The organism is Acidovorax sp. M14, assembly GCF_049331375.1.
Lineage (GTDB): Bacteria > Pseudomonadota > Gammaproteobacteria > Burkholderiales > Burkholderiaceae_C > Acidovorax.
This window is the reverse complement of record NZ_CP186263.1, coordinates 846,757-868,714: the sequence shown is the minus strand read 5'-3', so window position 1 is coordinate 868,714 and position 21,958 is coordinate 846,757. Positions and strand designations below refer to the sequence as shown.

Genomic DNA, 21,958 nt, shown 5'->3' with positions numbered 1-21,958 from the left:
AGAAGCCATCACCGCGCCTGATCACGCCTTGGTCAGACACGCGCCGCCCGCCCCTCTTCGCCCGGCAGACACCCGGCCGAGTCGCTCTCTCGAAACCGCATATTTGACAAATATGATTCTCAATCGATAGAATTACGGAAATTATCATTTTTATCAAAACACTCCGATGACTACCTCCGCCACACGCCCCAGCACCACCCGCCTCGCCCCCGCGCCCGGCACGGCCCAGGCCGTGATGACCGACCTGCGCGAATTTCTGGCCTTCAAGATCGGCAACGAGGAATACGGGGTGGACATCCTGCGGGTGCAGGAGATCCGGACGTACGAGAAGCCCACCACCATTGCCAACGCCACGGGCGAATTGCTGGGCGTGATGAACCTGCGCGGCGTGATCGTGCCCATCATCGACTTGCGCCTGAAGCTGGGGCAGACCGCCGTGCAGTACGACCACCTGAAGGTGGTGATCGTGCTGCACATCGGCCAGCGCACGGTGGGCGTGGTGGTGGACGGCGTGTCCGACGTGCTCACGCTGGAGCGCGAACAGCTGCGCCCCGTGCCCGCCCTGCGCGGCAACGTCAAGCCCGAACACCTGCTGGCCATCGGCTCGGTGGGTCCACGGATGCTGATCCTGCTCGACATCGAGAAATTCCTTGCCCGGCCTGTGGCGGGCGAAGCCCTTGCCGTCAGCCACTGAGCGGCCATCCCATACCCCAAGAACTGGACACACCATGAAATTCAACGACCTGAAGATTTCGACCCGGCTCACGCTGGGCTTTGGCTTGATGGCGCTGCTCATCGGCCTCATGGGCACGATGTCGGTGGTGCTGGCAAGCCGCGCGGACAAAGCGTTCCACTCCATCATCGATGACCGCTTCCCCAAGGTGCTGCACCTGCATGTGGCCAAGGAAGACGTGACGGGGGTCGAGCTGGCCCTCACGCAGATGCTGCTGGATACCAGCCCCGAAAACGTACAACGGCACCAGGCCACCATCAACGCCAAACGCCAACAGATCACGCAGCTGTTCGAGACCCTCGCACAGCAGATCACCACGCCCCAAGGCAAAGCCGCACTGGCCGAAACCCTGCGCGCACGCGGTGAGTACGCGGCGCAGTTGTCACGCTACTCTGAACTGCTGACCGCCGGGCGCATGGACGATGCACGGGCCGTGCTGACAGGGTCCATGGCGGCGCCGCGCAAGGCGTACTTTGATGCTCTCGACGGCCTGATCGAATTCCAGGAGTCGCTGGCCAAGACCGCCCAGGCCGATGCCGTGGCGGCGGTGTCCACGCTGAACGTGTCGGTGCTGGCGCTCACAGGGCTGGCCCTGGTGGCCGGTGCGGCGATTGGATTTGGCATCGTGCGCTCCACCACGGCTCCCCTGCGCCGCGCAGTGGATGCCGCCCGCGCCGTGGCGGCCGGGGACTTGAGCCTGCCCATCACCTACCGTGGCACCAACGAAACCGCACAACTGCTGCAGGCGCTGCAGGAGATGCAACAGTCACTGGTGCATCTGGTCGGCCAGGTGCGGACCAACAGTGACAGCGTCTCCTACGCGTCGGCCGAAATCGCCCAGGGCAACAACGATCTGTCAGCGCGCACAGAGCAGCAGGCCAGCGCCTTACAGGAAACCGCTGCCTCCATGGAGCAGCTGAACGCCACCGTGCGCCAGAACGCCGAAAACTCCCGCCAGGCCAACGAGCTGGCCCAGGCCGCCACATCGATTGCCGTGCAAGGGGGCGAGGTGGTGGCCGACGTGGTGCGCACCATGAAGGACATCAACGACAGCAGCAACAAGATCTCCGAGATCATTGGCGTCATCGACTCCATCGCGTTCCAGACCAACATCCTGGCGCTGAACGCTGCCGTGGAGGCCGCCCGTGCAGGCGACCAGGGCCGGGGCTTTGCCGTGGTGGCCACCGAGGTGCGCGTGTTGGCAAGCCGCTCGGCCGAGGCGTCCCGTGAGATCAAGAGCCTGATCGGGACCAGCGTAGAGCGCGTGGAAGCCGGATCGGCCCTGGTGGACCGCGCCGGTCAAACGATGAGCGAGGTCGTTGCCTCCATCCGGCGTGTGACCGACATCATGGGCGAGATCAGTGCCGCCAGCACCGAGCAAAGCCAGGGCGTGGACCAGATCAACGAAGCGGTGACGCAGATGGACCACGCCACCCAGCAAAACGCTGCCTTGGTGGAAGAAATGGCCGCAGCCGCTGCCAGCCTGAACCAGCAGGCGGGCGAACTGGTTCAGACGGTTGCCACCTTCAAGCTGCCCGATGGCCAGGAGCAAGCCCAGGCTTCCGTGCAGGAGCCACGCGCTGTCTTGCAACACCGGCCCGTACGCCGCCCCTTGCTCGGTCACGCCCATCTGCCGATGGCGGCCGCCTGAGCGGCTTAGGGCGGCCGATCACGCTGTGAATGAACCGGACTACAGCGCCTTGCCAAAGCGCTCCAGGCGCGGCGCCCAGTGGCCCAGCACATCGGCCGACAGCAGCACGCGGTGCGCCTGCCCGATGAGCAGATGGCGCGGCACCAGGCCGATGTAGCGCGAGTCGGCACTGTTGTCCCGGTTATCACCCAGCACCAGGTATTCGCCCTCGGGCACCTGCACCGGATCGAAGCTGCTGCGCGCCGTCACGCCCTGCAGCCACTGCACGCGGCGCTCATGCCCCAGCAGACGCTCTGTCCAGCGCGTGGCCGTGAGCGTGTGGCCTGGCAGCACCGGCTCCTGCACAGAATCAGGCCTCTCGTATTCGGCCGCCTGGCCGTTGATGTAGAGCACCTCGTTGCGCATCTCCACCGTGTCGCCGGGCAAGGCGGCAATGCGTTTGATCAGGCGGGTGCCGTCCAGCGGGGACGAGAAGGTGACCACATCGCCGCGTTGCGGGTCGTCGATGTGCGCCAGGATGACGTCAGTGAGCGGCAGCTTGAGGTCGTAGGCCAGGCGGTTGACCAGCACCACATCCCCCTCCAGCAGCGTGGGCCGCATCGAGCCCGAGGGAATGGGGTTCCAGTCGGCCACGGCAGTGCGAAAGACGCCAAAGCACAACAGCAGCACGATGAACCACCGGTTCGATTTAAGGTTCGATTGGATCCAGTTCAGCAGCATGACGACAACTCCAGGGCGCCCACGGCGAGCGGCAGATGGATCGGAGGCGCCAGGGGGCCACTTGGTTCCGCGCGGCGGGCGGGCGGTTGCTTCGCTTTCGCGGAGACCCGCGCGGCGGCTCAGGGGGACTTCTTCCGCGCACGCGGGTGGGCGGCGTCATAGACCTTGGCCAGGTGCTGAAAGTCGAGCCGCGTGTACACCTGCGTGGTCGTGATGTTGGCGTGGCCCAGCAGCTCCTGCACCGCACGCAGGTCGCCGCTGCTTTGCAGCAGGTGGCTGGCAAACGAATGGCGCAGCATGTGCGGGTGCACCGGTGTGGTGAGCCCCGCCTGCTGGCTGCGCTGGCGCAGGCGCAGCCAGATCGACTGGGCGGTGAGCCGCTTGCCGCGCTGGCCCACGAACAAGGCGGTGTCGAGCCGCGCAGAGCCCTCGCCACCAAACGGTGTGGCCCGCAGCTGCAGCCAGGCCTGCAGCGCGGCCGTCGCGGCGGCGCCCACCGGCACGCTGCGGCGCTTGCTGCCCTTGCCGAACACATGGGCCTCGCCCGCTTGCAGGTCCACCCAGCCACGGCCCTGGCGCTGGGTGTCGGCGTTGGGGATGGCATCGAGCCCCGCCAGTTCGCCCACGCGCAGGCCGCAGCCGTACAGCAGCTCCACCATGGCCGCATCGCGCGCCTCCAGCCAGGGGTCGGCGCCGGCGTTGTCAAATTCTGCAAGCCGAACCGCGTCGTCCACGCCGAGCGCCTTGGGCAAGGGCTTGGGCGCCTTGGGCGCGCGCACATCCTGCACCGGGTTGTGCGGAATCAGCCCCTGCCGCACGGCCCAGATGAAGAAGCCGCGCCAGCCCGAGAGGATGAGCGCAATGCCCCGCCCGCTGCGCCCGCCGCTGTGCATCTGCGCGACAAAGCGGCGAATGTGAGCGGTCTGCAACTGCAGCAGCGGCACGTTCACGCCAGCCGCAAACTGCGCCAGCTTTTCGAGGTCCAGGGTGTAGAGCGTGAGCGTGCGCGCGGCCAGCCGCTTTTCAACGCGCACATGCTCCAGATAGCGCACGACCTGAGGGTCGAGCGTGGTGGGGGCTGCGGGCGTTTCAGACATGGTGCCGTCGCCGAGACGCCGCTAGGTTGGCACGGGCTGCCAGAACGCGGGTTACTGCAGCCGCAACAGCGCTGCGCTGGCCAGCTCTGCCATGCGCGACAAGAAGTCGGTGCCCATCGTGGCATCAAAACGCTGCGGATCGTGCGAGCCCAGCACCAGCAGGCCAAACGCTGGCGTGGCGCTGTCGATGGCGCCAGCGCGCAGCGGCAGCAGGGCCAGGGACTGGGCGGGCTCTCCGCCCTCTTGCGCCAGCCAGCCAGCGGGCTCGAAGCCCAGGTTGGGGCCGCAGAAGGGCATGGTCAGCGACGAGGCAAACGCCCGCGCGTCTTCGCTGGCACCCTGAGTGAAGTCGGCGTCGATGTACGGAGCGGCCACTGCCCACACCCGCACTGCCGCCTGGGGCACATCGAACAGGGTGCGCACTCCATCGACCACGGCCTGGGGCAGGTCGAACGGGTCGCGCACCTGCAGCAGGCTGCCGGTCCATTGGTGCACCTTGTGGGCGATGGCGGCGTTTTCGGTGCTGTTGCGCACCATTTCCATGATCCGATGCTCCAGGCCCTTGATCTTTTCGCGCAGCATCTCGGCCTGGCGCTCCTGCAGGCTCACGGCGCGCGCACCGTGCGGGCTGGTGATCTGCACGCTGGCCAGTACCTCGGCATGGCGCTCGAAGAAACCCGGCGTGTTGGTGAGGAACTGGGCGATGTCGTCTTCGGTGATCGGTGGGATGTGGGTAGTCATACGAGCGTGTCGGGAATGTCGATCTGGCCTTCGAACACCGTGGTGGCCGGGCCGGTCATGAAAACGGAATCAGCCTCCTGGCCGCTCCAGGCGATGGTGAGGCGGCCGCCGCGCGTGTCCACCTGCACCTCGGGGTCGAGCAGCCCCAGCCGGATGCCGCTGGCCACGGCCGCGCAGGCGCCGGTGCCGCAGGCCAGGGTCTCGCCCGCGCCGCGCTCGAACACCCGCAGGCGCACATGGGAGCGGTCCACGATCTGCAGGTAGCCCGCGTTCACCCGCTGGGGAAAGCGCGCGTGGCGCTCGATCAGCGGTCCGGTCTGCGCAACGGGAGCCGTGTCCACGTTGTCCACCAGTTGCACCGCATGCGGGTTGCCCATGGAGGAAACTGCTACCAAAACAGAAGCGCCCGAGGCATATTCCTCTAACGCTACCGGCCATTTTTGCCCCGAACCCTGCTGCACGGGCGTGAGACCGGTGGTGTCGAACGGCACCTTGGCGGGGTCGAACTCGGGCCGGCCCATGTCCACGGTGACGCGGCCGTCGCCCGTAAGGCGGGGGGCAATCACGCCGCTTTTGGTCTGTACGCGGATGGTGTCCTTGCCCGACAGCCCCCGGTCGTGCACAAAGCGTGCAAAACAGCGCGCACCGTTGCCGCACTGCTCCACCTCGCCGCCGTCGGCGTTGTGGATCACATATTCAAAGTCGATGCCTTCCCCCGGCGAGGGCCGCACGGTGAGGATCTGGTCGGCGCCGACGCCGAAATGGCGGTCGGCAAGGAAGCGGTATTGGGCGGCACTGAGCCCCAGGCGGCCCTGGGTTTCGTCGAGCACCACAAAATCGTTGCCCGCGCCCTGCATTTTGGTGAAGCGAATCTTCATGGGACGGGATTATGGCCCCGCCCCTGCGCCAAACCGCGCGCGGGCGTACGCTTGGCAGCTTCTCTCGATTCCACCGGCTTTTCAGGAACCTCGCATGACCGATCTTTCCGCTTTTGCCATCACCCGCAAGTGGCCCGCCCGGCACCCGGACCGCATCCAGCTGTATTCCCTGCCCACGCCCAACGGCGTGAAGGTGTCCATAGCGCTGGAAGAACTGGGCCTGCCGTACGAGCCCCACCTGGTGAGCTTTGAGACCAACGACCAGACCACGCCCGAATTTCTCTCGCTCAACCCCAACAACAAGATCCCGGCCATCCTGGACCCGAACGGCCCGGACGGCCAGCCGCTGGCGCTGTTCGAGTCCGGTGCCATCCTGGTGTACCTGGCCAGCAAGACCGGCCACCTGCTGCCGCAGGACACCGCCGGGCGCTACGAAACCCTGCAGTGGGTGATGTGGCAGATGGGCGGTGTGGGCCCCATGTTTGGCCAGCTCGGCTTCTTCCACAAGTTTGCGGGCAAGGACTACGAAGACAAGCGCCCGCGCGACCGGTATGTCGCTGAATCGAAACGCCTGCTCAAGGTGCTGGACGAGCGCCTTGCGGGCCGCCACTGGGTGATGGGCGACCAGTACACCGTCGCCGACATCGCCATCCTGCCGTGGGTGCGCAACCTGGTGGGCTTTTACGGCGCGGGCGACCTGGTGGAGTTTGACCAGTTCAAGGAGGTGCAGCGCGTGCTCGCCGCCTTCGTGGCGCGTCCGGCGGTGGCCCGGGGGCTGGCGATTCCGGCGCGCGGCTGACGGCGGACGCCAGGGCGCCGGGTTTCTCATCCGCCCTTGATCTTGATCATGCCGCGCAGCCCGGCACCCTGGCGCCACGCACCTACCATGGGCCTCCTCAAAAAAACAAGGAGCACCCCATGGGATTGACCGTTGATGTTCTTCAGGATTTGGACCTGCACGACCTGCAGGCTGCCGCCCGCGCAGCGCTGCAGGAGACCAACGCCATCGCGCTGATCGAGTTGCTGGAAATGCTGTGGAGCTGCGATGTAGAGGGCGCCAACGCCGTCATCGACGCCGTGCTGCAGCGCCTGCAGCAACTGCGCGCCTTGCGCTAGCGGCGGGCCTGCAAGGCAGGCCTGCTCAGCCCAGACGCTCCTGCAGAAAATCAAGAAAACACGCAATGCGCGCCGCCAGCTGCGTGTTGCGGTAATACACCGCACTGATGGGCTGGCGCACCTCCACCGTGTCCTTGGCCAGCACCTGCACCAGGTCGCCGCGCGCGCGGTCAGCGGCCGTCATGAAGTCCGACAGGCACACGATGCCCACCCCTTGCAGCGCCAGTTGGCGCAGTGTCTCGCCGCTTGATGCGGTGAGGCCGGGCACGATGGGCCAAGCGTCTCCATGGGCGCCGCGCAGCGGCCACTGGTTGAGCGACTCGGGCTGGTTGAAGCCCAGCAGCGTGTGCCGGGCCAGGTCGGCCACACTTTTGGGCTTGCCCGTGCGCGCCAGGTAGTCGGGGCTGGCCAGCACCCGCAGGCGGCTGGTGCACAGCGGGCGCGCATGCAGGGTGGAATCCGGAAGCTGGCCGATGCGAATGGCCACATCCGTGCGCCGTTCCAGCAGGTCGATGTATGTCTCGTCCGTGTCCAGCTGCAGCGTGATCTGCGGATAGGCCTTGCGAAACGCCGGCACCAGGGGCACCACAGCGTGCAGCATGAAGGGCGTGGCCGCATTCACCCGCAGGCGGCCGGCGGGCTGCTGGCGCCGCGCGGCCATGTGTTCCTCGGCGTCGTCGATGGAGGCCAGGATAGCGCGCGTGCGCTGCAAAAAGGCCTGGCCCTCCTCCGTCAGCTCGGTGCGGCGCGTGGTGCGGCGCAGCAGCGTGGTGTCCAGCTTTTTCTCCAGCCGCGCCAGCGCCCGGCTGATGCCCGAGACGGTCTGGCCCAGGGTGTCGGCTGCGGCCGTGATCGAACCGCCGTCCACCACCGCCACAAAGGCCTGCAGTTCTTCCAGCGTGGTTTTCATGGGTTCTCCTGCCGCGATATTGTTGACTTCAAATCAATTATCAATGGCGCTTAGCGATCTTTTTCAGCAAGACTGAAACACCCACACTCCACAGCCCGAAAGCCTGAAACCTGGAGTGTTCCCATGCCCATTGCCTTGCTCGCGCTGACGCTCAGCGCATTTGCCATCGGCACGACCGAGTTCGTGATCGTTGGCCTGCTGCCCACCGTTGCGGCAGACCTTTCCATCAGCATCCCCTCGGCGGGCCTGCTGGTCAGCCTGTACGCCCTGGGGGTCGCCATTGGTGCCCCGGTGCTCACCGCACTCACCGGCAAACTGCCGCGCAAGGCGCTGCTGCTGGCGCTGATGGCACTGTTCACCGCCGGCAACCTGCTGGCCTGGCAGGCGCCCCGCTACGAGACCCTGGTGGCCGCGCGCATCCTCACCGGGCTGGCGCATGGCGTGTTCTTCTCGATCGGCTCCACCATCGCCACCGGCCTGGTACCGCGCGAGAAGGCCGCAAGCGCGATTGCCATCATGTTCACCGGCCTCACGGTGGCCTTGGTCACCGGTGTGCCACTGGGCACGTTCATCGGCCAGCATTTCGGCTGGCGTGAGACCTTTTTGGCCGTGTCGGTCCTGGGGGTGGTGGCCTTCATCGGCAGTGCAGTCTTTGTACCCAGCCACATCGCCCACACGCCCCCCGCTTCGCTGGCGCAACAAGCCCAGGTGCTGGTCGAGCCCCGCCTGCTGCTGGTGTACGCCAAGACGGCCATTGGCTACGGCGGCACCTTCATCCCGTTCACCTTTCTCGCGTCCATCCTCACCGACATCTCGGGCTTCAGCGCCAGTGCCGTGGGCTGGGTGATGCTGGTCTACGGCGTGTCCGTGGCCGTGGGCAACCTCTGGGGCGGCAAGCTGGCCGACCGGCTGGGGCCCATCCCGGCGCTGCGCATCATCTTTGCGCTGCTGGCGGCCGTGCTGCTGGTACTGCAGTTCACGGCCCCCCATCCCTGGCTGGCGGTGTGCACCGTGCTGCTGTGGGGCGCTGTGGCGTTCGGCAATGTGCCGGGGCTGCAGGTGTACGTGGTGAAACAGGCCGAGCGCTTCACCCCGCAGGCAGTGGACGTGGCCTCGGGCCTGAACATCGCGGCGTTCAACCTGGGCATCGCCGGCGCCGCCTGGGCGGGGGGCCTGATCGTGACGCACCTGGGCCTGCAGCACACGCCATGGATCGGTGCGCTGGTGGTGTTGGTATCGCTCGCGCTCACGCACTGGAGCGGTGTGCTGGACCGGCGCAGCGGCATCCCCGTGCGCGCCAGCGGCCCTGTGCCCGCAGGGCACTGACCGTACCGTGCCCCTCACGCAAAGCAGCACGCGCCATGGGCTACCCACTGCAGCCTGTGCGCTGGCAGGAGTGCACGGAGTCCAGCGCGCCTCGATAATGGCCTGATGCCCCGCTCCAGCCAACAACTCCACCCCCAACGCGAACCCGTCGCCACCCGCCCCGCCGCCACCGTGCTGCTGCTGCGCGATGTGCCTGACGGCGGCGGGCTCGAAGTCCTCATGACCCGGCGCTCGGCCACGGCCAGTTTTGCGCCCGGTGCCTATGTCTTCCCCGGCGGGGGCATTGATGCGCTGGATGCCGCCCCCGCCACCCACGCCGCTGCGGACCGCCGCCCTACCCAGAGCGACCTGCACCTCACCCAGGCGATTGCGGCCATCCGCGAGAGTTTTGAAGAACTGGGCGTGCTGCTGGCGCGCCATGCCGAGGGCCACCGCCAAGGACAGATGGCCGATGCGCAGGACATTGCCGCCATCGACCGCCACCAGCCGTTTGCCGCGCAGTGCGCCGCACGCGGACTGCGCCTCGCGGCCGATGGGGTGTACCTGCTGGCCCACTGGACGGCCGACCGCGACCTGGCGCGCCGCTTTGAAGTGCCTTTTCTGGTGGCCCGTATGCCCGAGGGCCAGGAGCCCGTGGCCGACGAGGCCGAGCAGTTCGAGCCCGTGTGGGTGCGCCCGGCCGATGCGCTGGCGCGGCACGAGGCGGGGCAGTTCTTCATGATCTTCCCCACCATCCGCACGCTGCAGCGCCTGGCCCAATTTGCCAGCACCCAGGCGGTGCTGGACGCGGTTGCGCACGAGCAGCCGCTGTGGGTGAGCTGCCCACGCGCAGGCCTGCTGGCGGGCAAGGAAGCGCGCTACATGGAAGACGACATGCCGTTTGGCGAGCTGGCGCTGGTGTGCCCCGACGGGCAGATCGTGCACCCGCTGGACTGGCAGACCGAGCGCCCCGTGCCGCTGCTGCGCAACGTGATGCGCCTGACCGCCCCCAACCCCGGCGTGATGACCGGCCCCGGCACCAACAGCTACCTGGTGGGCGACCCGGCCACGGGCTTCATCGCCATCGACCCCGGCCCGGCCGATACCGAGCACCTGGACAAGCTCTGGCGTGCAGCGGGGGGCGACATCCGCATGATTGTGTGCACCCACTCGCACGCCGACCATTCCCCCGGCGCCGCGCCACTGCAGGCGATGTGTGTGCAGGCTGGCAAGGCACGCCCGCCCGTTCTGGGCCTGCCGTCCGCCCCCACGGCCCGCGCGGCCAGCCAGTTCACCCCCGACCGGGCGCTACAAAATAATGAGTTGCTCGTGCTTGAAGGACTAGCGCCTGAGGGCAAAATCACCCATACCCTGCAGGTGATCCATACCCCGGGCCATGCGGCCAACCACCTGTGCCTGCTGCTGGTGGAGGACGCGCTGCTGTTCAGCGGCGACCACATCCTGAACGGCAGCACCACCGTGATCGACCCGCCCGACGGCAACATGGCCGACTACCTGGATTCGCTGGACCGTCTGGATGCAGTCTGCGCCGCGCACGGCGTGGAGTTCATCCTGCCCGCGCACGGCTACGTGCTGGGGGGCCCGGTCCTGGGGGCCCGCAATGCCATCGCCAAGCTCAAGGCCCACCGCCTGGCACGTGAGGCCAAGGTGCTGGCCGCCATGCAGGCGCTGCCGCAAGGCAGCATGGACGACTGGGTGCGCCACGCCTACGACGATGTGCCGCCGCGCATGTGGCCCGTGGCCCAGCGCTCGCTGCTGGCGCATGTGGAGCGCATCCGCTCGCTGCAGCCCGGCAACAACTGAGCACCAAGAACACCAAGACCGCCTTCAATATTCAATGACCGACAAGAACCCCGACCCCACCCACATCCGCCTGGCCAAACGCGTGGCCGAACAGCTGAGCTGCTCGCGCAGCACGGCCGAGCAATTCATCGAGGGCGGCTTTGTGAGCGTGGACGGCCAGATCGAGGAAGCCCCCGGCGCGCGTGTGCGCCCCGATCAGGCCGTGACGGTCGCGCCCGATGCCAGCCTGCTGGCGCTGACCCCGGTGACCTTGCTGCTGCACAAGCCCGCAGGGTTTGAAGCCGGTCTGGGCCTGCCGGGCGCAGCCACAGGGCAAGCGGCCCACGCCAGCCGCAGCCAGGGCGCGCCACAGGCGCTCACGCTGCTCAATGCCGCGTCGCATCTGCCAGAAGACGCGTCGGGCATCCGCGTGCTGCAGCGCCACTTCAAGCAGCTCGAATGCTTCACGCCCCTGCCTACCGAGGCCAGTGGCCTCGTGGTCTACACGCAGGACAAGCGCATTGCGCGCAAGCTGGCCGAAGACATCGAGGTGCTGGAGCAAGAGTGCATCGTCGAGGTCAAGGGCGACATCGCGCCCAATGGCCTGCAGCGCCTGTGCCATGGCCTCACGTTCAACGGCCGTCCCCTGCCCCCCATCAAGGTGAGCTGGCAGAACGAGACCAAGCTGCGCTTTGCACTCAAGGGCATCCGCCCCGGCCAGATCCCGGCCATGTGCGAAGCCGTGGGTCTGACGGTGGTGGGCATCAAGCGCATCCGCATCGGCCGCGTGCCGCTGGCCAAGGTGCCCGAGGGGCAGTGGCGCTACCTGCAGCCGTGGGAGAAGTTCTAAGAATCTGCTCTAAGCGCTTACGGGCCCAGCGGCGTACTGCCGATGCGCAAGGGACAGGCGACGCACATATGCTCCTGAAAACATAGCTATCAGCGCTTTTACAACAAGCGCTTCAGGCCCTTTTCATTTGAATTCCATCCATCTGCACCGCTGCTACACTGCGCAGCACTCTGGAGGGAGTTCATGAACACAAACCAATCGTCAGGCGGCGCTGCGGGGCCGATGTCCACCTTCATGCCGATGAACATCGATGCCCACCCGCTCGAGTTCACGGGCAGCGGGGGCGAGTATTTCCGGGTGTGGATCGTCAACGTGCTGTTGTCCATCGTCACGCTGGGCATTTACACCCCCTGGGCACGCCGCCGCACCGCCCAGTATTTCTACAGCCACACGCTGGTGGCCGGCAGCCCCCTCGAATTCACCGCGCAGCAGCGCAAGATGGTGATGGGCTTTGTGTTGCTGATGCTGCTGACCATTGCCTATAACCTGGCCGCCAACACCGGCCAGGATACGGCCGTGGGCCTGTTCCTGCTGGCCGGCGCAGCGCTGGCGCCCTTCATCTGGGCCAGCGCCATGCGGTTCCGCCTGGGGGCCACACGGTGGCGCGGGCTGCGACTGCAGTTCACGGCAAGCTGGAAAGAGGTCTACCTCGCCAGCTGGCCCGTGTTTGCACTGGCGCTGGTGTGGTTTGGTGTGTTCTATGGCCTGCAGCTGCTGTCGCCCGACCTGGCCCAGGCGCTGGAGACCATCGAGGAAGAAGGAAAGAAGCAACCCATGCCCTCGTTCACGCCCGCCATGGGCGGCCTGGTGCTGCTGGGCCTGGTGCTGTCGGTGCTGTGCGTGATCCGCATGGAGTACAACTTCAAGAGCCTGCTGGTGCTCAAGGCCCAGGTCGGCGCCGAAAAAGGCCGCTGGAAGCCCGTGTACATGGACTTCGTCAAGGTGTGGATGGCCACCGTGGCCGTTTTCATTCTGTGCGTGGTGGGCTTCTCTGCGCTGATCGGCATCCTGGCAGGCAGCTCCATCGCCCTGGTGGCCAGCCAGAGCAACCGGCTGGGCCTGTGGATGTTTGTGGTGATCATCGTGTCCATCATCGCGGGCATCTTCATGCTGATCCTGGCGTCGGCGCCTGCCCGCGCGTACCGCGAGGCGCGCATGTTCCAGCTGATGTGGAACAACATCGGCGTGAGCCATGTGGCCCGTTTCAAGTGCCACCTGAAAAGCGGCCAATACGTGTGGCTGCGCATCAAGAACATGCTGCTCACCCTGCTGACGCTGGGGCTGTACCGCCCGTTTGCGCGGGTGAGTGAATACCGCATGAAGTGCGAGTCCGTCACCCTGCACGTCAAGGGGGGCGTGGAGCAGGTGACCGGCGCCATGGTGCGCCAGCAGCAGGGTGGCCTGGGCGATGCGCTGGCGGATGCCGCTGGCCTCGACCTCATCGGTTGACCATGTCGGCGCCCGAGCACCCTGCCCTGGTCCCCGGGCGCTGGTTTGACGGCCAGAGCAGCAAGGCCCGTCCGGTGGTGGTGAGCCTGCGGTCCACACCGCAAGGCCCATCGCTGGTACTGCATCCGCTCTCGCAGCCGGGTACTGAACCGGTGGTCTTTGCCTGGAAGCAGGTGGGCTGGCCGGAGGCCTGGAACGAGCGCAAGCCGCAGCCCCGTGTGGTCATTGATCTGCGCGACCATGGCAGCGTGGAGATCGACGCCGTGACCGAGTGGCGTGCGGCCCTGGCCGTTGCGGGCGAGCGCCCCGGCATCGCACAACGCATGCAGACCCGCTGGCCCGTGCTGCTGGGCGTGACGGCCGCCGCCATCATCGGCCTCACGCTGTTTTACCGCTACGGCACGCCCTGGGCCGCCACGCAACTCACGCGGTTTGTGCCCCTGGGCTGGGAAACCAGCGTGGCTGAGAACGTGCTCAAACAGATGGATGAAGGCACGCTCAAGCCCAGCAAGCTCCCCAAGGAGCGGCAGCAGCAACTCCAGGCACGTTTCAACACGTTGGTGCAACAGGCGCCCGCCACACTGCACCGCTACGCACAATACAACCCGCCCCTGTCGCTGGAGTTCCGCTCGGGCATGGGCGCCAACGCTTTTGCCCTGCCCGGTGGCAAGATCGTGATGACCGACGGCATCGTGAAAGCCGCCGCCGACAAGGGCCTGCCCGACGACGCCCTGGTGGGCGTGCTGGCCCACGAGATCGGCCATGTCGTGCACCGCCACACCACCCGCATGGTGGTGGAGCAAGGCGTGCTCAACGTCGGCCTGGGCCTGGCACTGGGAGATGTGTCGGCCATCGTCTCCACCGGTGCCTCGGTGATGACGGGCCTGGCCTACAGCCGCAACCACGAGCGCGAGGCCGACTGCTACGCCATCGCACTCATGCGCCATACCGCACTGCCCACGGCGCCCATGGGCAAGCTGCTGCTGGCCATTGCGCGGGACGATGAGGAAAGTGCCAACAAGCAAAAGGGCAATGAAAGAGGCATCACCACTGCCGCTAATGAACAGGGGGCCGATGTTGCGGCGCCGGCTAGTGCGTCCGCACCGAATTCAAAGGACCAAGCAAAAGCAAGGCTCGAAGCACATCCCATGTGGTCGCTACTGAGCAGCCACCCAGACACCGTGCGCCGAGCCACCGAGCTGGAACAGGTACATGCGCTGCATTGCGGCAAAGGCTGAGCAACTGCGGCAACAAGGGTGTATGCGAGGGCCGCGACGCCAGCTCAAGCCTGGTTACCCAGAAAACACAAAGTAACAGCCGTTGGTTTTTTCATGCAGAGAATGGCGGGTCTTTACGAACGCCAGTCGCATCGGTGCTAACGGCTTGCCGATGCGACCTCGGGCACCACAAACAGCCCGCTACTTGCTGTCCAGCAAGAATCATTTATTCACTCGTACCAATGAGCACGACACTAACCGCACTACAAGCTTATGTGGGCAAACCCATTTCCGACATTTGCTCCAACGGCTTTTCCTCGTCCAACCAAAATCATTGCGCACATTTTGTAAGTCACGCACTGGGCATCAAGCTGGGAATGCTGTGTGGCGACATGGCATTCAAGACCAAGAAGACGGGTGCATCCATCCGTTGCGATGAGCTGTACAACCGATTGCCGCAAAGGGGCAAATGGGAAGACAGGCCCGCCATGACGGACGGTCTCTTGATCTTCGTCCTTTCCGCCAAGAATGTGGTCAACAACTTAATGGCGCCCGTGCCACAAAAGCATGTGGGAATTCACTACGGAGGCATGGTATTCAATTTCTCCAACAGCCAAAGCAAGGTGGTGGCCGACAACTCTGTTGAAGCCTTCCACAGCAAGTTCAAAAGTGCATACGCTGGCAATGACATTTCTTTGTACTTCGGAGTGGCCCCGTGATGCGGCAGTTGCGCGCACTCGGCGCGGCCGCACTGTTTGGCGGCGTATTGATCGGCCCAGCCTTCAGCGAAACGGAATCTTCCGCCACCAGTAGTGGCGCCGACCCGGTGGCGACGCAAAAGGCGCTGAGCGTTTTATTGGCCGCCGCCGACGATGCCATTCCAGCAGCATCGTCCTGCCATGCCGATTTCGGTCAGTCAGGCCGTGCCAAGGTCAAGGACCTTCTGGCCATGAGAATGGCCTACCTCTATGCGGGCGACAATGCAATTAAGGGAAGTTGCAACAAAACGCAATGCACGCTTTCGATCAACCACAAAGCGGGGGAGGATGTAGCCTCAGCGGTGATCTCGTTTCGCGTCAGCGCGGGTAAGGCGCGAGCATCCTCACTTCAGTGCGTCATCACCCCGTGAGGCCAGAGTCGCGAAAGCTAGGCAACAAGACACAACAGAGGCGTATAAATAGCCGAGGGACTTGGTTGCTCCTCACCATCCTCGCTTCGCATTTTGCATAGCGGGAGCCACAATATGCAGCACGGCCCCTGAGCGGCGCCCTTTGCACGATGCTACGGACGACGACTCTCAGCTTAGCAAGCGCCACTTGAGCGCCATCTGCGAAGCGGGCCTAAAGACACCTCACTCAGCGTGATCTGTGACAGGGAGCGGGAGCGGCTTGTCGAGTCACGAATTTGATTCAACAATGAAAAGTGTGAAGCGCGCCGATAAGCCGGATTCTGTGCACCACGGTTGCCCGCAGTGTGACCGCCATTAATCTGGGCCGGGTGTCGCCACCACGGCTCGGTGCTACCTACCCGCCAGCTCTGCGGAACCACATCAACGCTGGCCTACTTGGTATTGCTGCGCGTAGAGATTGCCCGTTTCACCCCCGGTGGTTTGCCTTGCGGCACTCCCCCGGGACTCGTCTCTGTTGCTCTGATCCTCACCTCACGGTGGGCAGCCGTTAGCTGCTACGCTGTCCTGTGCAGTCCGGACGTTCCTCCAGTGCCTGGTTTCCCAGATTGCACCAGCGGCGGTCTGGCGTGCTTCACGGGCGAGATTATCGCCCAGCACCCGATGCCCGCTCCCAATCCAGCCCAAACCGCGCCAGGTACTTGCGCAGCCGATCCGCATCGTTGACCACGGTGCGCTGCGTGCGCGAGGCCTGGAACAGCACGCGCCCTGCATCCGACAAGGTGCGCGACTGCCGGCAGACCTGCAGCACGGCGGCCAATTGCAACTGGTCGAATAGGTCCATGGACTCCACCACCTCGTCACCCAGCAAAGCCGCGAGTTCGTCGCACCCCACCGCTCCTGCGGCGGGAGCCAGACCATGGCGCGCATCGCTGGCGGGCTGCCACAGCCAGCGCAGGCGCGCGATCTCGGCCTCCACCAGCGGCAGGCCGATGCGGCCGCTGTCAGCCAATGTGGCCAGGCGTGTCACGCTGGCGGAGAGGTCGCGGAAGTTGCCGGTCCACAGCGCTTCGGGAGACTGGGCGTAGCGCAGGTAAGCGGCGCGCGCCTCGTTGGAAAAGCGCACGCTGCGGCCCAGCTCTTCGCCCGCGCGCTGCAGCAGGTGGTCCACATTGGGCTCGATGTCTTCGGGTCGCTGGGCCAGGCCGGGCAGCACATAGCTCCAGAGGTTGATGCGCGCAAACAGGTCCTCACGAAAGCGCCCGGCCGCCACCTCGGTGCGCAGGTCACGGTTGGTGCCCGCCACGAGCTGGAAGTCACTCTCCACCTCGCGGTCGCTGCCCAGGGGGTAGAAACGCTTTTCTTCCACGGCCTTGAGCAGCATGGCCTGCTCGTCTGCGCCGAGCTCACCAATCTCGTCGAGGAACAGCACGCCCTTGTGCGCCGTGCGCAGCAGGCCCGCGCGGTCGGCCGCCGCGCCGGTGAACGAACCTTTCTTGTGGCCAAACAGCGTGGACGCCGCGCCGTCACCATGCAGCGTGGCGCAGTTCACTTCCACAAACTCGCCCTCCACTTGGTGGCGGGCCTTCTTCAATTCGTACATGCGCCGCGCCAGATGCGACTTGCCCGCGCCCGTGGGCCCCGTGAACAGGATGGGCGCGCGCGAGCGCACCGCCACCCGCTCCACCTCGTCGATCAGTGCATTGAAGCGGGCGTTGCGCGTGGCAATGCCGCTTTTGAGGAACTGCACTGCGTCCTGCTGCTCGGCGCCAAAGCGCTGCGCGATCACGTCGTAGCGCGAGAGGTCCAGGTCGATCAGCGTGTAGCTGCCGGGGTCGCCGATGCGCTGACGCTTGGGCGGGGAGGTCTGCACTAGCACGCCCGGAATGCGGCGCGACTCCACCAGCAAGAACAGGCAGATCTGCGCGACATGCGTGCCCGTGGTGATGTGCGTCCAGTACGCCTCACGCTCGGTGTCAAAGCGGTAGGCCTGCGTCCAGTCGTACAGCTGGGCATAGACCTCACCAAAGTCCCAGGGGTCGGCAATGGGCAGGGGCACCAGGTTCACCGAGGTCTCGGGCGAGGCGGTGGCCATGTCCGCGCGCACCTGGTGGGCCAGCTGGCGGTGCGGCGGGGTGTAGAGCAGCTCCAGCCGCTCGATCACCACATCCTCATGCTGCACCAGGGACACCGTGGGGCGCCATTTCTCCCACCGACCTGCGCCCTTGCCAGAGTCCAGCTGGGTGCCCAGGAAGCCGATGACCACCTTGTTTTTGCGCATATTTTTTTATCTATTTAACTAGCTTTCATTCTAATTATCTTCGCATCTAAACACCCAATCAATTTCGCCGAAAGGAAAATACCCCATACAAATCAACAACTTGAACGCATTAACGCCCTGCATTGCAAGCTGGCATGCATCTGGCAATAGAAGATGCATCCAGCGCAAGCGGTGACCGCTCACAGGTCGGGGTTAGGACCAACGTTCGCCCCACCGGTGCCGGGCATCCGGGGCCTTCGGGTTCTGTTGACGTTCTGCATGCCGCACATCGCAAACGCTGGGTAACGACGGCACGGTCGTGGTGACCACTCCGAAAGGAACTGCCTGGTTCGACTCCAGGCGTGCCACCACTGGTAGCTCAGTCTGGTAGAGCCCCGCCGAAAGGCGGTTGTCGCAGGTTCGATTCCTGCCCACGGTCGCAAGACCTTGATTGGAAGTACCGGTCGAAAGACCACCCGCCGAACGCGGAGAGAAGCCCCCAGGTTGCGCTGCAACCGCAAGGGATTCACCCCGTCAGCCGGTTACGGTTTGTGCCAGCACCCGGCACAGCCCGCGCCCGCAGCCAGCCGCGCTGCCGCCCTTCCCGCTGGGGATGGGGGCTGCCACCACGGCGCGCTGCACGGCCCAGGCTGCGCCCCCTGGCACCCCGCCATCGCTGTAACGGCTACCCGATATGTGACGAGTGACGACAACGAAGAAGAAAGAAGAGGAAAAAGAGATGCTGATGAAGATGTTCCAACGCGCCACCGTGAAGAAAAACGAACGCGCCCTGCTGCTGCGCAATGGCAGCTTTGACCGCGTGCTGCACAGCGGCACCTACTGGCTGTTTGCGGGCACCGACGCGCTGCGCGTGGAGACCTTCGCCCTCGAACAACCCGCCTTCACCCACGGCCTGGCCGAGTACCTGATGGCGCAAGAGCCCGCCGTGGTGGCAGCCGAGTTTGTGCAGGTGAGCCTGTCGGAAACCGAAGTGGGCCTACGCAGCGAAAATGGCGTGCTGGTCGAGATCCTGCCCCCTGGCACCCGCCGCCTTTATTGGAAAGGCTTGGTGGATGTGAGCGTGCAAGTGGTGGACTTGCAAGCAGGCGCTGAACTGCCAGCCGCACTGGTGGCGCGATTGACGCAAACCCAGCTGCGCCAGCGCAGCGTGACCGGATTGGCCGGTGTGCTGCAGGTGCAAGTGCCCGAGGGCCAGTGCGGCCTGCTGACGGTGGACGGCAAAGTGGAACGCCTGCTGACCGCAGGCACCTACGCCTTCTGGAAGTATGGCCGCACCGTGGCCGTAGAGATGGTGGATTTGCGCCTGCAAGCCGTGGAAGTGTCGGGCCAGGACATCATGACCCGCGACAAGGTGAGCCTGCGCCTGAACCTGTGCGCCACCTACCGCTTTGTGCATGTGCTGCAAGCCTATGCCCACTTGCAAAAGCCTGCCGACTACCTGTACCGCGAGCTGCAGTTTGCGCTGCGCGCCGCCGTGGGCACCCGCACGCTCGATGAGCTGCTGGAGAACAAGACAGTGATCGACGAGGTGGTGACAGCACACATGGCCGCCAAGCTGTTGCCCTATGGCATGCAACTGGAAAGCGTGGGCGTGAAGGACATCGTGCTGCCCGGCGAGATGAAAACCATCCTGACCCAGGTAGTGCAAGCCCAGAAGCAGGCCGAGGCCAACGTGATCCGCCGCCGCGAAGAAACCGCCGCCACGCGCTCGCTGCTCAACACTGCCAAGGTGATGGAGGACAACCCCGTCGCCCTGCGCATGAAAGAGCTGGAGACGCTGGAACGTGTGGCCGAGCGCATCGACAAGATCTCGGTGTTTGGCGGCCTGGACCAGGTGCTGAATGGGCTGGTGAAGATGAGATGAAAGAACGCTATGAAGAAGCAAGCAACACCCACGGGTACGCCGCTGGAAGGCGCCACACAGGCGGTCTACCAGGTCTTTTCCCGATACGACGCGCCACACGGCCTGCTGGACGTGTGTACCGCCTGCTGCATGAATGCCGAGCTAGAGCGTGAGATGCGACACCTGCCTCTGCGCCAACTGACCCAAAGGCACTTCTACGAATACAACGACTCGGCCAAGAGCCAGGTGCAGCCTGCGGATGAAATCAAATACTTGGCCCCACGGCTGCTGGAACTGCTGGCCGAAGGTGCCCGGCTGCACCACTCCATCGAGCTGTACCTGGACCGGCTGGGGCGGTGCGAGCCGGATTCGTTTTCAGCGACAGAACAGGCTGCGCTGCAGAGCTTTGCGCTGGCGTACTTTGCGCAAGGGTTGGAGCAATGGCCTGCAGCCAGCGATTCGCTCTTCCAGGGCGATAACGCCTTCTCCATCCTGCTCATGTGGGCCTATGCCCGCGTGCCGCTGGAGCCCCTGCTGCAACACTGGCTGGAATGCGAAAGCGACGCATCGACCCTGAACTTTGTGGACGCTTGCTATTGGGACTATGTGTGGAATGCCAACCAGATGGGCAATGCGTTTGCCACGGATGAGGTCGAATACAAGCGCACCATGGAGGAATGGCTGAACAGGCCAGCCACCAAAGCGCGTTGGACAGAAAAGCTCATGCGGCTGGTGGATGCAGGCCCCACCAGTTCCTGGTTGCCAGCGGGGGCCTTGGACCATCAGCACTACCCGCTCCCGGAGCGGATCAGCGGGGTCTTTGACGCAATGACTGCGTAACGAACATCGCCGCAAAGAAGAAACACAACGAAGAAACACAACGAAGAAACAACGAGAAAAGAACCATGAACTACGAACAACTCGAAATCCCGAACGGCGTGCCCGTAAAGATGTGGACCAACGGCGTGCCCGTGGAAGAAGACGCCAAGAACCAGCTGCGCAACATTGCGCGCCTGCCCATCGTGTTCAAGCACGTGGCGGTGATGCCCGATGTGCACCTGGGAATCGGCGCGACCATCGGCTCGGTGGTGCCCACCCTCAAGGCCATCATCCCCGCTGCGGTGGGGGTGGACCTGGGGTGCGGAATGATGGCGTGCAAGACCACGCTGACTGCGAGCGAGCTGCCCGATAACCTGTCTGGCGTGCGCGCCGCCATTGAGCGCGCCGTGCCCGTGGGGATGACCCCCAAGCGTTTCGGCCGCGACAAGGGAAGCTGGGATACGCCGCCCGCCGAGACCGATCGGGCCTGGGCCGCGCTGGTGGATGAGTTCGACGAGATTTGCGAAGCGCACCCGCGCATCAAGAACACGAACAACTACAAGCACCTGGGAACGCTCGGAACGGGGAACCACTTCATCGAGATCTGCCTGGACGAACACCAGTCCGTGTGGGTGATGCTGCACTCCGGTTCGCGGGGCGTGGGGAACGCCATCGGCACCCACTTCATCGAGCTGGCCAAGAAGGACGCCGAGATGAACCAGCGCAACCTGCCCGACAAAGACCTGGCGTACTTTGAAGAAGGCGCGCAGTACTTTGGCGACTACGTAAAGGCCGTGGGTTGGGCACAAAAGTTTGCCGCCGCCAACCGCGAAGTGATGATGGGCCGCGTGATTGGCGCGCTGCGAAAAGTCATCACCAAGCCATTCGAGACCCACGTGGAAGCGGTGAACTGTCACCACAACTATGTGCAACGCGAGACGCACTTCGGGCACAACGTGTTCGTGACCCGCAAGGGCGCGGTGAGTGCCGAGCAAGGCAAGCTGGGGATCATCCCGGGGAGCATGGGGGCCAAGAGCTTCATCGTGCGCGGAAAAGGCAACCCCGAGAGCTTCAACAGCTGCAGCCACGGCGCGGGGCGAACCATGAGCCGTACCAAGGCCAAGAAGCTGTTCACGGTGGAAGACCATATCAAGGCCACCGAAGGCGTGGAATGCCGAAAGGACGCGGACGTGATCGACGAGATTCCGATGGCGTACAAGAACATCGACGCGGTGATGGCGGCGCAGGAGGACCTGGTGGAGGTGGTTTACACGCTCAAGCAGGTCGTCTGCGTGAAGGGGTGACGCCCTTTTAACTATTGATTTGATAGCTGCTTGCGCTTGTCCATTGGGCGCAATGGCCGATTTTTAGGCTCTCTTCCATTTCGGGTGGAAAGCCACATTCCCCACCAGAGCCATG

General features: G+C 65.0%; 20 protein-coding genes, 1 tRNA gene and 1 other RNA gene. 15 read left to right on the top strand and 7 right to left on the bottom strand.

Going from position 1 to position 21,958, the window contains the following annotated elements; all coding sequences use genetic code 11:
* Positions 1–166: 166 nt before the first annotated feature.
* Positions 167–694 carry a chemotaxis protein CheW gene (locus tag ACOYR4_RS04065; protein WP_422848731.1) on the top strand — a complete coding sequence of 176 codons (528 nt, stop codon included), beginning with the start codon at positions 167–169 and terminating at the stop codon, positions 692–694.
* 34 nt (positions 695–728) lie between these two features.
* Positions 729–2,384 (top strand): methyl-accepting chemotaxis protein, encoded by a 1,656-nt coding sequence (locus tag ACOYR4_RS04060; RefSeq protein WP_422848730.1) that lies wholly within the window; start codon positions 729–731, stop codon positions 2,382–2,384.
* Positions 2,385–2,423: 39 nt separating this feature from the next.
* On the opposite strand, the gene lepB is transcribed toward ACOYR4_RS04060, so the two are convergent.
* From lepB to dapF, 4 genes are all read right to left on the bottom strand, one after another.
* Entirely contained in the window at positions 2,424–3,104 is a 681-nt protein-coding gene (lepB, locus tag ACOYR4_RS04055; RefSeq protein ID WP_422848729.1) for a signal peptidase I, read from the bottom strand.
* Positions 3,105–3,223: 119 nt separating this feature from the next.
* Positions 3,224–4,201 (bottom strand): tyrosine recombinase XerC, encoded by a 978-nt coding sequence (locus ACOYR4_RS04050; protein WP_422848728.1) that lies wholly within the window; start codon positions 4,199–4,201, stop codon positions 3,224–3,226.
* A gap of 51 nt (positions 4,202–4,252) precedes the next feature.
* On the bottom strand, positions 4,253–4,942 hold the full coding sequence (locus ACOYR4_RS04045) for a DUF484 family protein (RefSeq protein WP_015012535.1): 690 nt from the start codon (positions 4,940–4,942) through the stop codon (positions 4,253–4,255).
* A complete protein-coding gene (gene dapF, locus ACOYR4_RS04040; protein WP_422848727.1) occupies positions 4,939–5,820 on the bottom strand; it encodes a diaminopimelate epimerase in 882 nt (293 codons plus the stop codon). The genes ACOYR4_RS04045 and dapF overlap by 4 nt, the downstream gene beginning before the upstream one ends.
* 94 nt (positions 5,821–5,914) lie before the next feature.
* Between dapF and ACOYR4_RS04035 the strand changes: the two genes are divergently transcribed.
* Together ACOYR4_RS04035 and ACOYR4_RS04030 are read left to right on the top strand one after the other, a co-directional pair.
* Positions 5,915–6,619 carry a glutathione S-transferase N-terminal domain-containing protein gene (locus tag ACOYR4_RS04035; protein ID WP_422848726.1) on the top strand — a complete coding sequence of 235 codons (705 nt, stop codon included), beginning with the start codon at positions 5,915–5,917 and terminating at the stop codon, positions 6,617–6,619.
* Positions 6,620–6,738: 119 nt separating this feature from the next.
* Positions 6,739–6,936 carry a hypothetical protein gene (locus ACOYR4_RS04030; protein ID WP_291437212.1) on the top strand — a complete coding sequence of 66 codons (198 nt, stop codon included), beginning with the start codon at positions 6,739–6,741 and terminating at the stop codon, positions 6,934–6,936.
* 25 nt (positions 6,937–6,961) lie between these two features.
* Here ACOYR4_RS04030 and ACOYR4_RS04025 read toward each other — a convergent pair whose 3' ends face one another.
* A complete protein-coding gene (locus tag ACOYR4_RS04025) occupies positions 6,962–7,846 on the bottom strand; it encodes a LysR family transcriptional regulator (protein WP_295943173.1) in 885 nt (294 codons plus the stop codon).
* Positions 7,847–7,969: 123 nt separating this feature from the next.
* On the opposite strand from ACOYR4_RS04025, the gene ACOYR4_RS04020 reads away from it, so the two are divergent.
* From ACOYR4_RS04020 to ACOYR4_RS03990, 7 genes are all read left to right on the top strand, one after another.
* A complete protein-coding gene (locus ACOYR4_RS04020; protein ID WP_422848725.1) occupies positions 7,970–9,172 on the top strand; it encodes an MFS transporter in 1,203 nt (400 codons plus the stop codon).
* A gap of 105 nt (positions 9,173–9,277) precedes the next feature.
* Complete coding sequence (locus ACOYR4_RS04015) at positions 9,278–10,975, top strand: MBL fold metallo-hydrolase (protein ID WP_422848724.1); 1,698 nt, start codon at positions 9,278–9,280, stop codon at positions 10,973–10,975.
* A gap of 34 nt (positions 10,976–11,009) precedes the next feature.
* Positions 11,010–11,804, top strand: coding sequence for an rRNA pseudouridine synthase (locus tag ACOYR4_RS04010; protein ID WP_422848723.1), 795 nt, complete (start codon positions 11,010–11,012; stop codon positions 11,802–11,804).
* 183 nt (positions 11,805–11,987) lie between these two features.
* Positions 11,988–13,253, top strand: a complete 1,266-nt coding sequence (locus ACOYR4_RS04005) for a YjgN family protein (RefSeq protein WP_060984208.1) — start codon at positions 11,988–11,990, stop codon at positions 13,251–13,253.
* Between the two features lie 2 nt (positions 13,254–13,255).
* A complete protein-coding gene (locus tag ACOYR4_RS04000) occupies positions 13,256–14,491 on the top strand; it encodes a M48 family metallopeptidase (RefSeq protein ID WP_422848722.1) in 1,236 nt (411 codons plus the stop codon).
* 221 nt (positions 14,492–14,712) lie between these two features.
* Complete coding sequence (locus ACOYR4_RS03995) at positions 14,713–15,189, top strand: hypothetical protein (protein ID WP_422848721.1); 477 nt, start codon at positions 14,713–14,715, stop codon at positions 15,187–15,189.
* A complete protein-coding gene (locus ACOYR4_RS03990) occupies positions 15,186–15,599 on the top strand; it encodes a hypothetical protein (protein WP_422848720.1) in 414 nt (137 codons plus the stop codon). Before ACOYR4_RS03995 ends, ACOYR4_RS03990 begins: the two co-directional genes overlap by 4 nt.
* Before the next feature lie 293 nt (positions 15,600–15,892).
* Here ACOYR4_RS03990 and rnpB read toward each other — a convergent pair.
* Positions 15,893–16,232: RNase P RNA component class A (rnpB, locus tag ACOYR4_RS03985), an RNA gene on the bottom strand.
* A 10-nt stretch (positions 16,233–16,242) separates the two neighbouring features.
* Entirely contained in the window at positions 16,243–17,877 is a 1,635-nt protein-coding gene (gene rtcR / locus ACOYR4_RS03980; protein WP_422848719.1) for an RNA repair transcriptional activator RtcR, read from the bottom strand.
* Between the two features lie 346 nt (positions 17,878–18,223).
* On the opposite strand from rtcR, the gene ACOYR4_RS03975 reads away from it, so the two are divergent.
* The 4 genes from ACOYR4_RS03975 (at position 18,224) to ACOYR4_RS03960 (ending at position 21,843) form a co-directional block, all read left to right on the top strand.
* Positions 18,224–18,296: transfer RNA gene (locus ACOYR4_RS03975), tRNA-OTHER, on the top strand.
* A 305-nt stretch (positions 18,297–18,601) separates the two neighbouring features.
* A complete protein-coding gene (locus ACOYR4_RS03970) occupies positions 18,602–19,741 on the top strand; it encodes a slipin family protein (RefSeq protein ID WP_422848718.1) in 1,140 nt (379 codons plus the stop codon).
* A 9-nt stretch (positions 19,742–19,750) separates the two neighbouring features.
* The gene (locus tag ACOYR4_RS03965; RefSeq protein ID WP_422848717.1) at positions 19,751–20,560 is read left to right on the top strand and encodes a hypothetical protein; all 810 of its coding nucleotides are present in this window, start codon (positions 19,751–19,753) and stop codon (positions 20,558–20,560) included.
* A 65-nt stretch (positions 20,561–20,625) separates the two neighbouring features.
* Positions 20,626–21,843 carry an RtcB family protein gene (locus ACOYR4_RS03960; RefSeq protein WP_422848716.1) on the top strand — a complete coding sequence of 406 codons (1,218 nt, stop codon included), beginning with the start codon at positions 20,626–20,628 and terminating at the stop codon, positions 21,841–21,843.
* The last annotated feature ends 115 nt before the right edge of the window (positions 21,844–21,958 follow it).

Coding starts and splice junctions, on each gene's coding strand:
- ACOYR4_RS04065 (WP_422848731.1), top strand. CDS start 167: ATGACTACCTCCGCCACACGCCCCAGCACCACCCGCCTCGCCCCCGCG.
- ACOYR4_RS04060 (WP_422848730.1), top strand. CDS start 729: ATGAAATTCAACGACCTGAAGATTTCGACCCGGCTCACGCTGGGCTTT.
- lepB (WP_422848729.1), bottom strand. CDS start 3,104: ATGCTGCTGAACTGGATCCAATCGAACCTTAAATCGAACCGGTGGTTC.
- ACOYR4_RS04050 (WP_422848728.1), bottom strand. CDS start 4,201: ATGTCTGAAACGCCCGCAGCCCCCACCACGCTCGACCCTCAGGTCGTG.
- ACOYR4_RS04045 (WP_015012535.1), bottom strand. CDS start 4,942: ATGACTACCCACATCCCACCGATCACCGAAGACGACATCGCCCAGTTC.
- dapF (WP_422848727.1), bottom strand. CDS start 5,820: ATGAAGATTCGCTTCACCAAAATGCAGGGCGCGGGCAACGATTTTGTG.
- ACOYR4_RS04035 (WP_422848726.1), top strand. CDS start 5,915: ATGACCGATCTTTCCGCTTTTGCCATCACCCGCAAGTGGCCCGCCCGG.
- ACOYR4_RS04030 (WP_291437212.1), top strand. CDS start 6,739: ATGGGATTGACCGTTGATGTTCTTCAGGATTTGGACCTGCACGACCTG.
- ACOYR4_RS04025 (WP_295943173.1), bottom strand. CDS start 7,846: ATGAAAACCACGCTGGAAGAACTGCAGGCCTTTGTGGCGGTGGTGGAC.
- ACOYR4_RS04020 (WP_422848725.1), top strand. CDS start 7,970: ATGCCCATTGCCTTGCTCGCGCTGACGCTCAGCGCATTTGCCATCGGC.
- ACOYR4_RS04015 (WP_422848724.1), top strand. CDS start 9,278: ATGCCCCGCTCCAGCCAACAACTCCACCCCCAACGCGAACCCGTCGCC.
- ACOYR4_RS04010 (WP_422848723.1), top strand. CDS start 11,010: ATGACCGACAAGAACCCCGACCCCACCCACATCCGCCTGGCCAAACGC.
- ACOYR4_RS04005 (WP_060984208.1), top strand. CDS start 11,988: ATGAACACAAACCAATCGTCAGGCGGCGCTGCGGGGCCGATGTCCACC.
- ACOYR4_RS04000 (WP_422848722.1), top strand. CDS start 13,256: ATGTCGGCGCCCGAGCACCCTGCCCTGGTCCCCGGGCGCTGGTTTGAC.
- ACOYR4_RS03995 (WP_422848721.1), top strand. CDS start 14,713: ATGAGCACGACACTAACCGCACTACAAGCTTATGTGGGCAAACCCATT.
- rtcR (WP_422848719.1), bottom strand. CDS start 17,877: ATGCGCAAAAACAAGGTGGTCATCGGCTTCCTGGGCACCCAGCTGGAC.
- ACOYR4_RS03970 (WP_422848718.1), top strand. CDS start 18,602: ATGAAGATGTTCCAACGCGCCACCGTGAAGAAAAACGAACGCGCCCTG.
- ACOYR4_RS03965 (WP_422848717.1), top strand. CDS start 19,751: ATGAAGAAGCAAGCAACACCCACGGGTACGCCGCTGGAAGGCGCCACA.
- ACOYR4_RS03960 (WP_422848716.1), top strand. CDS start 20,626: ATGAACTACGAACAACTCGAAATCCCGAACGGCGTGCCCGTAAAGATG.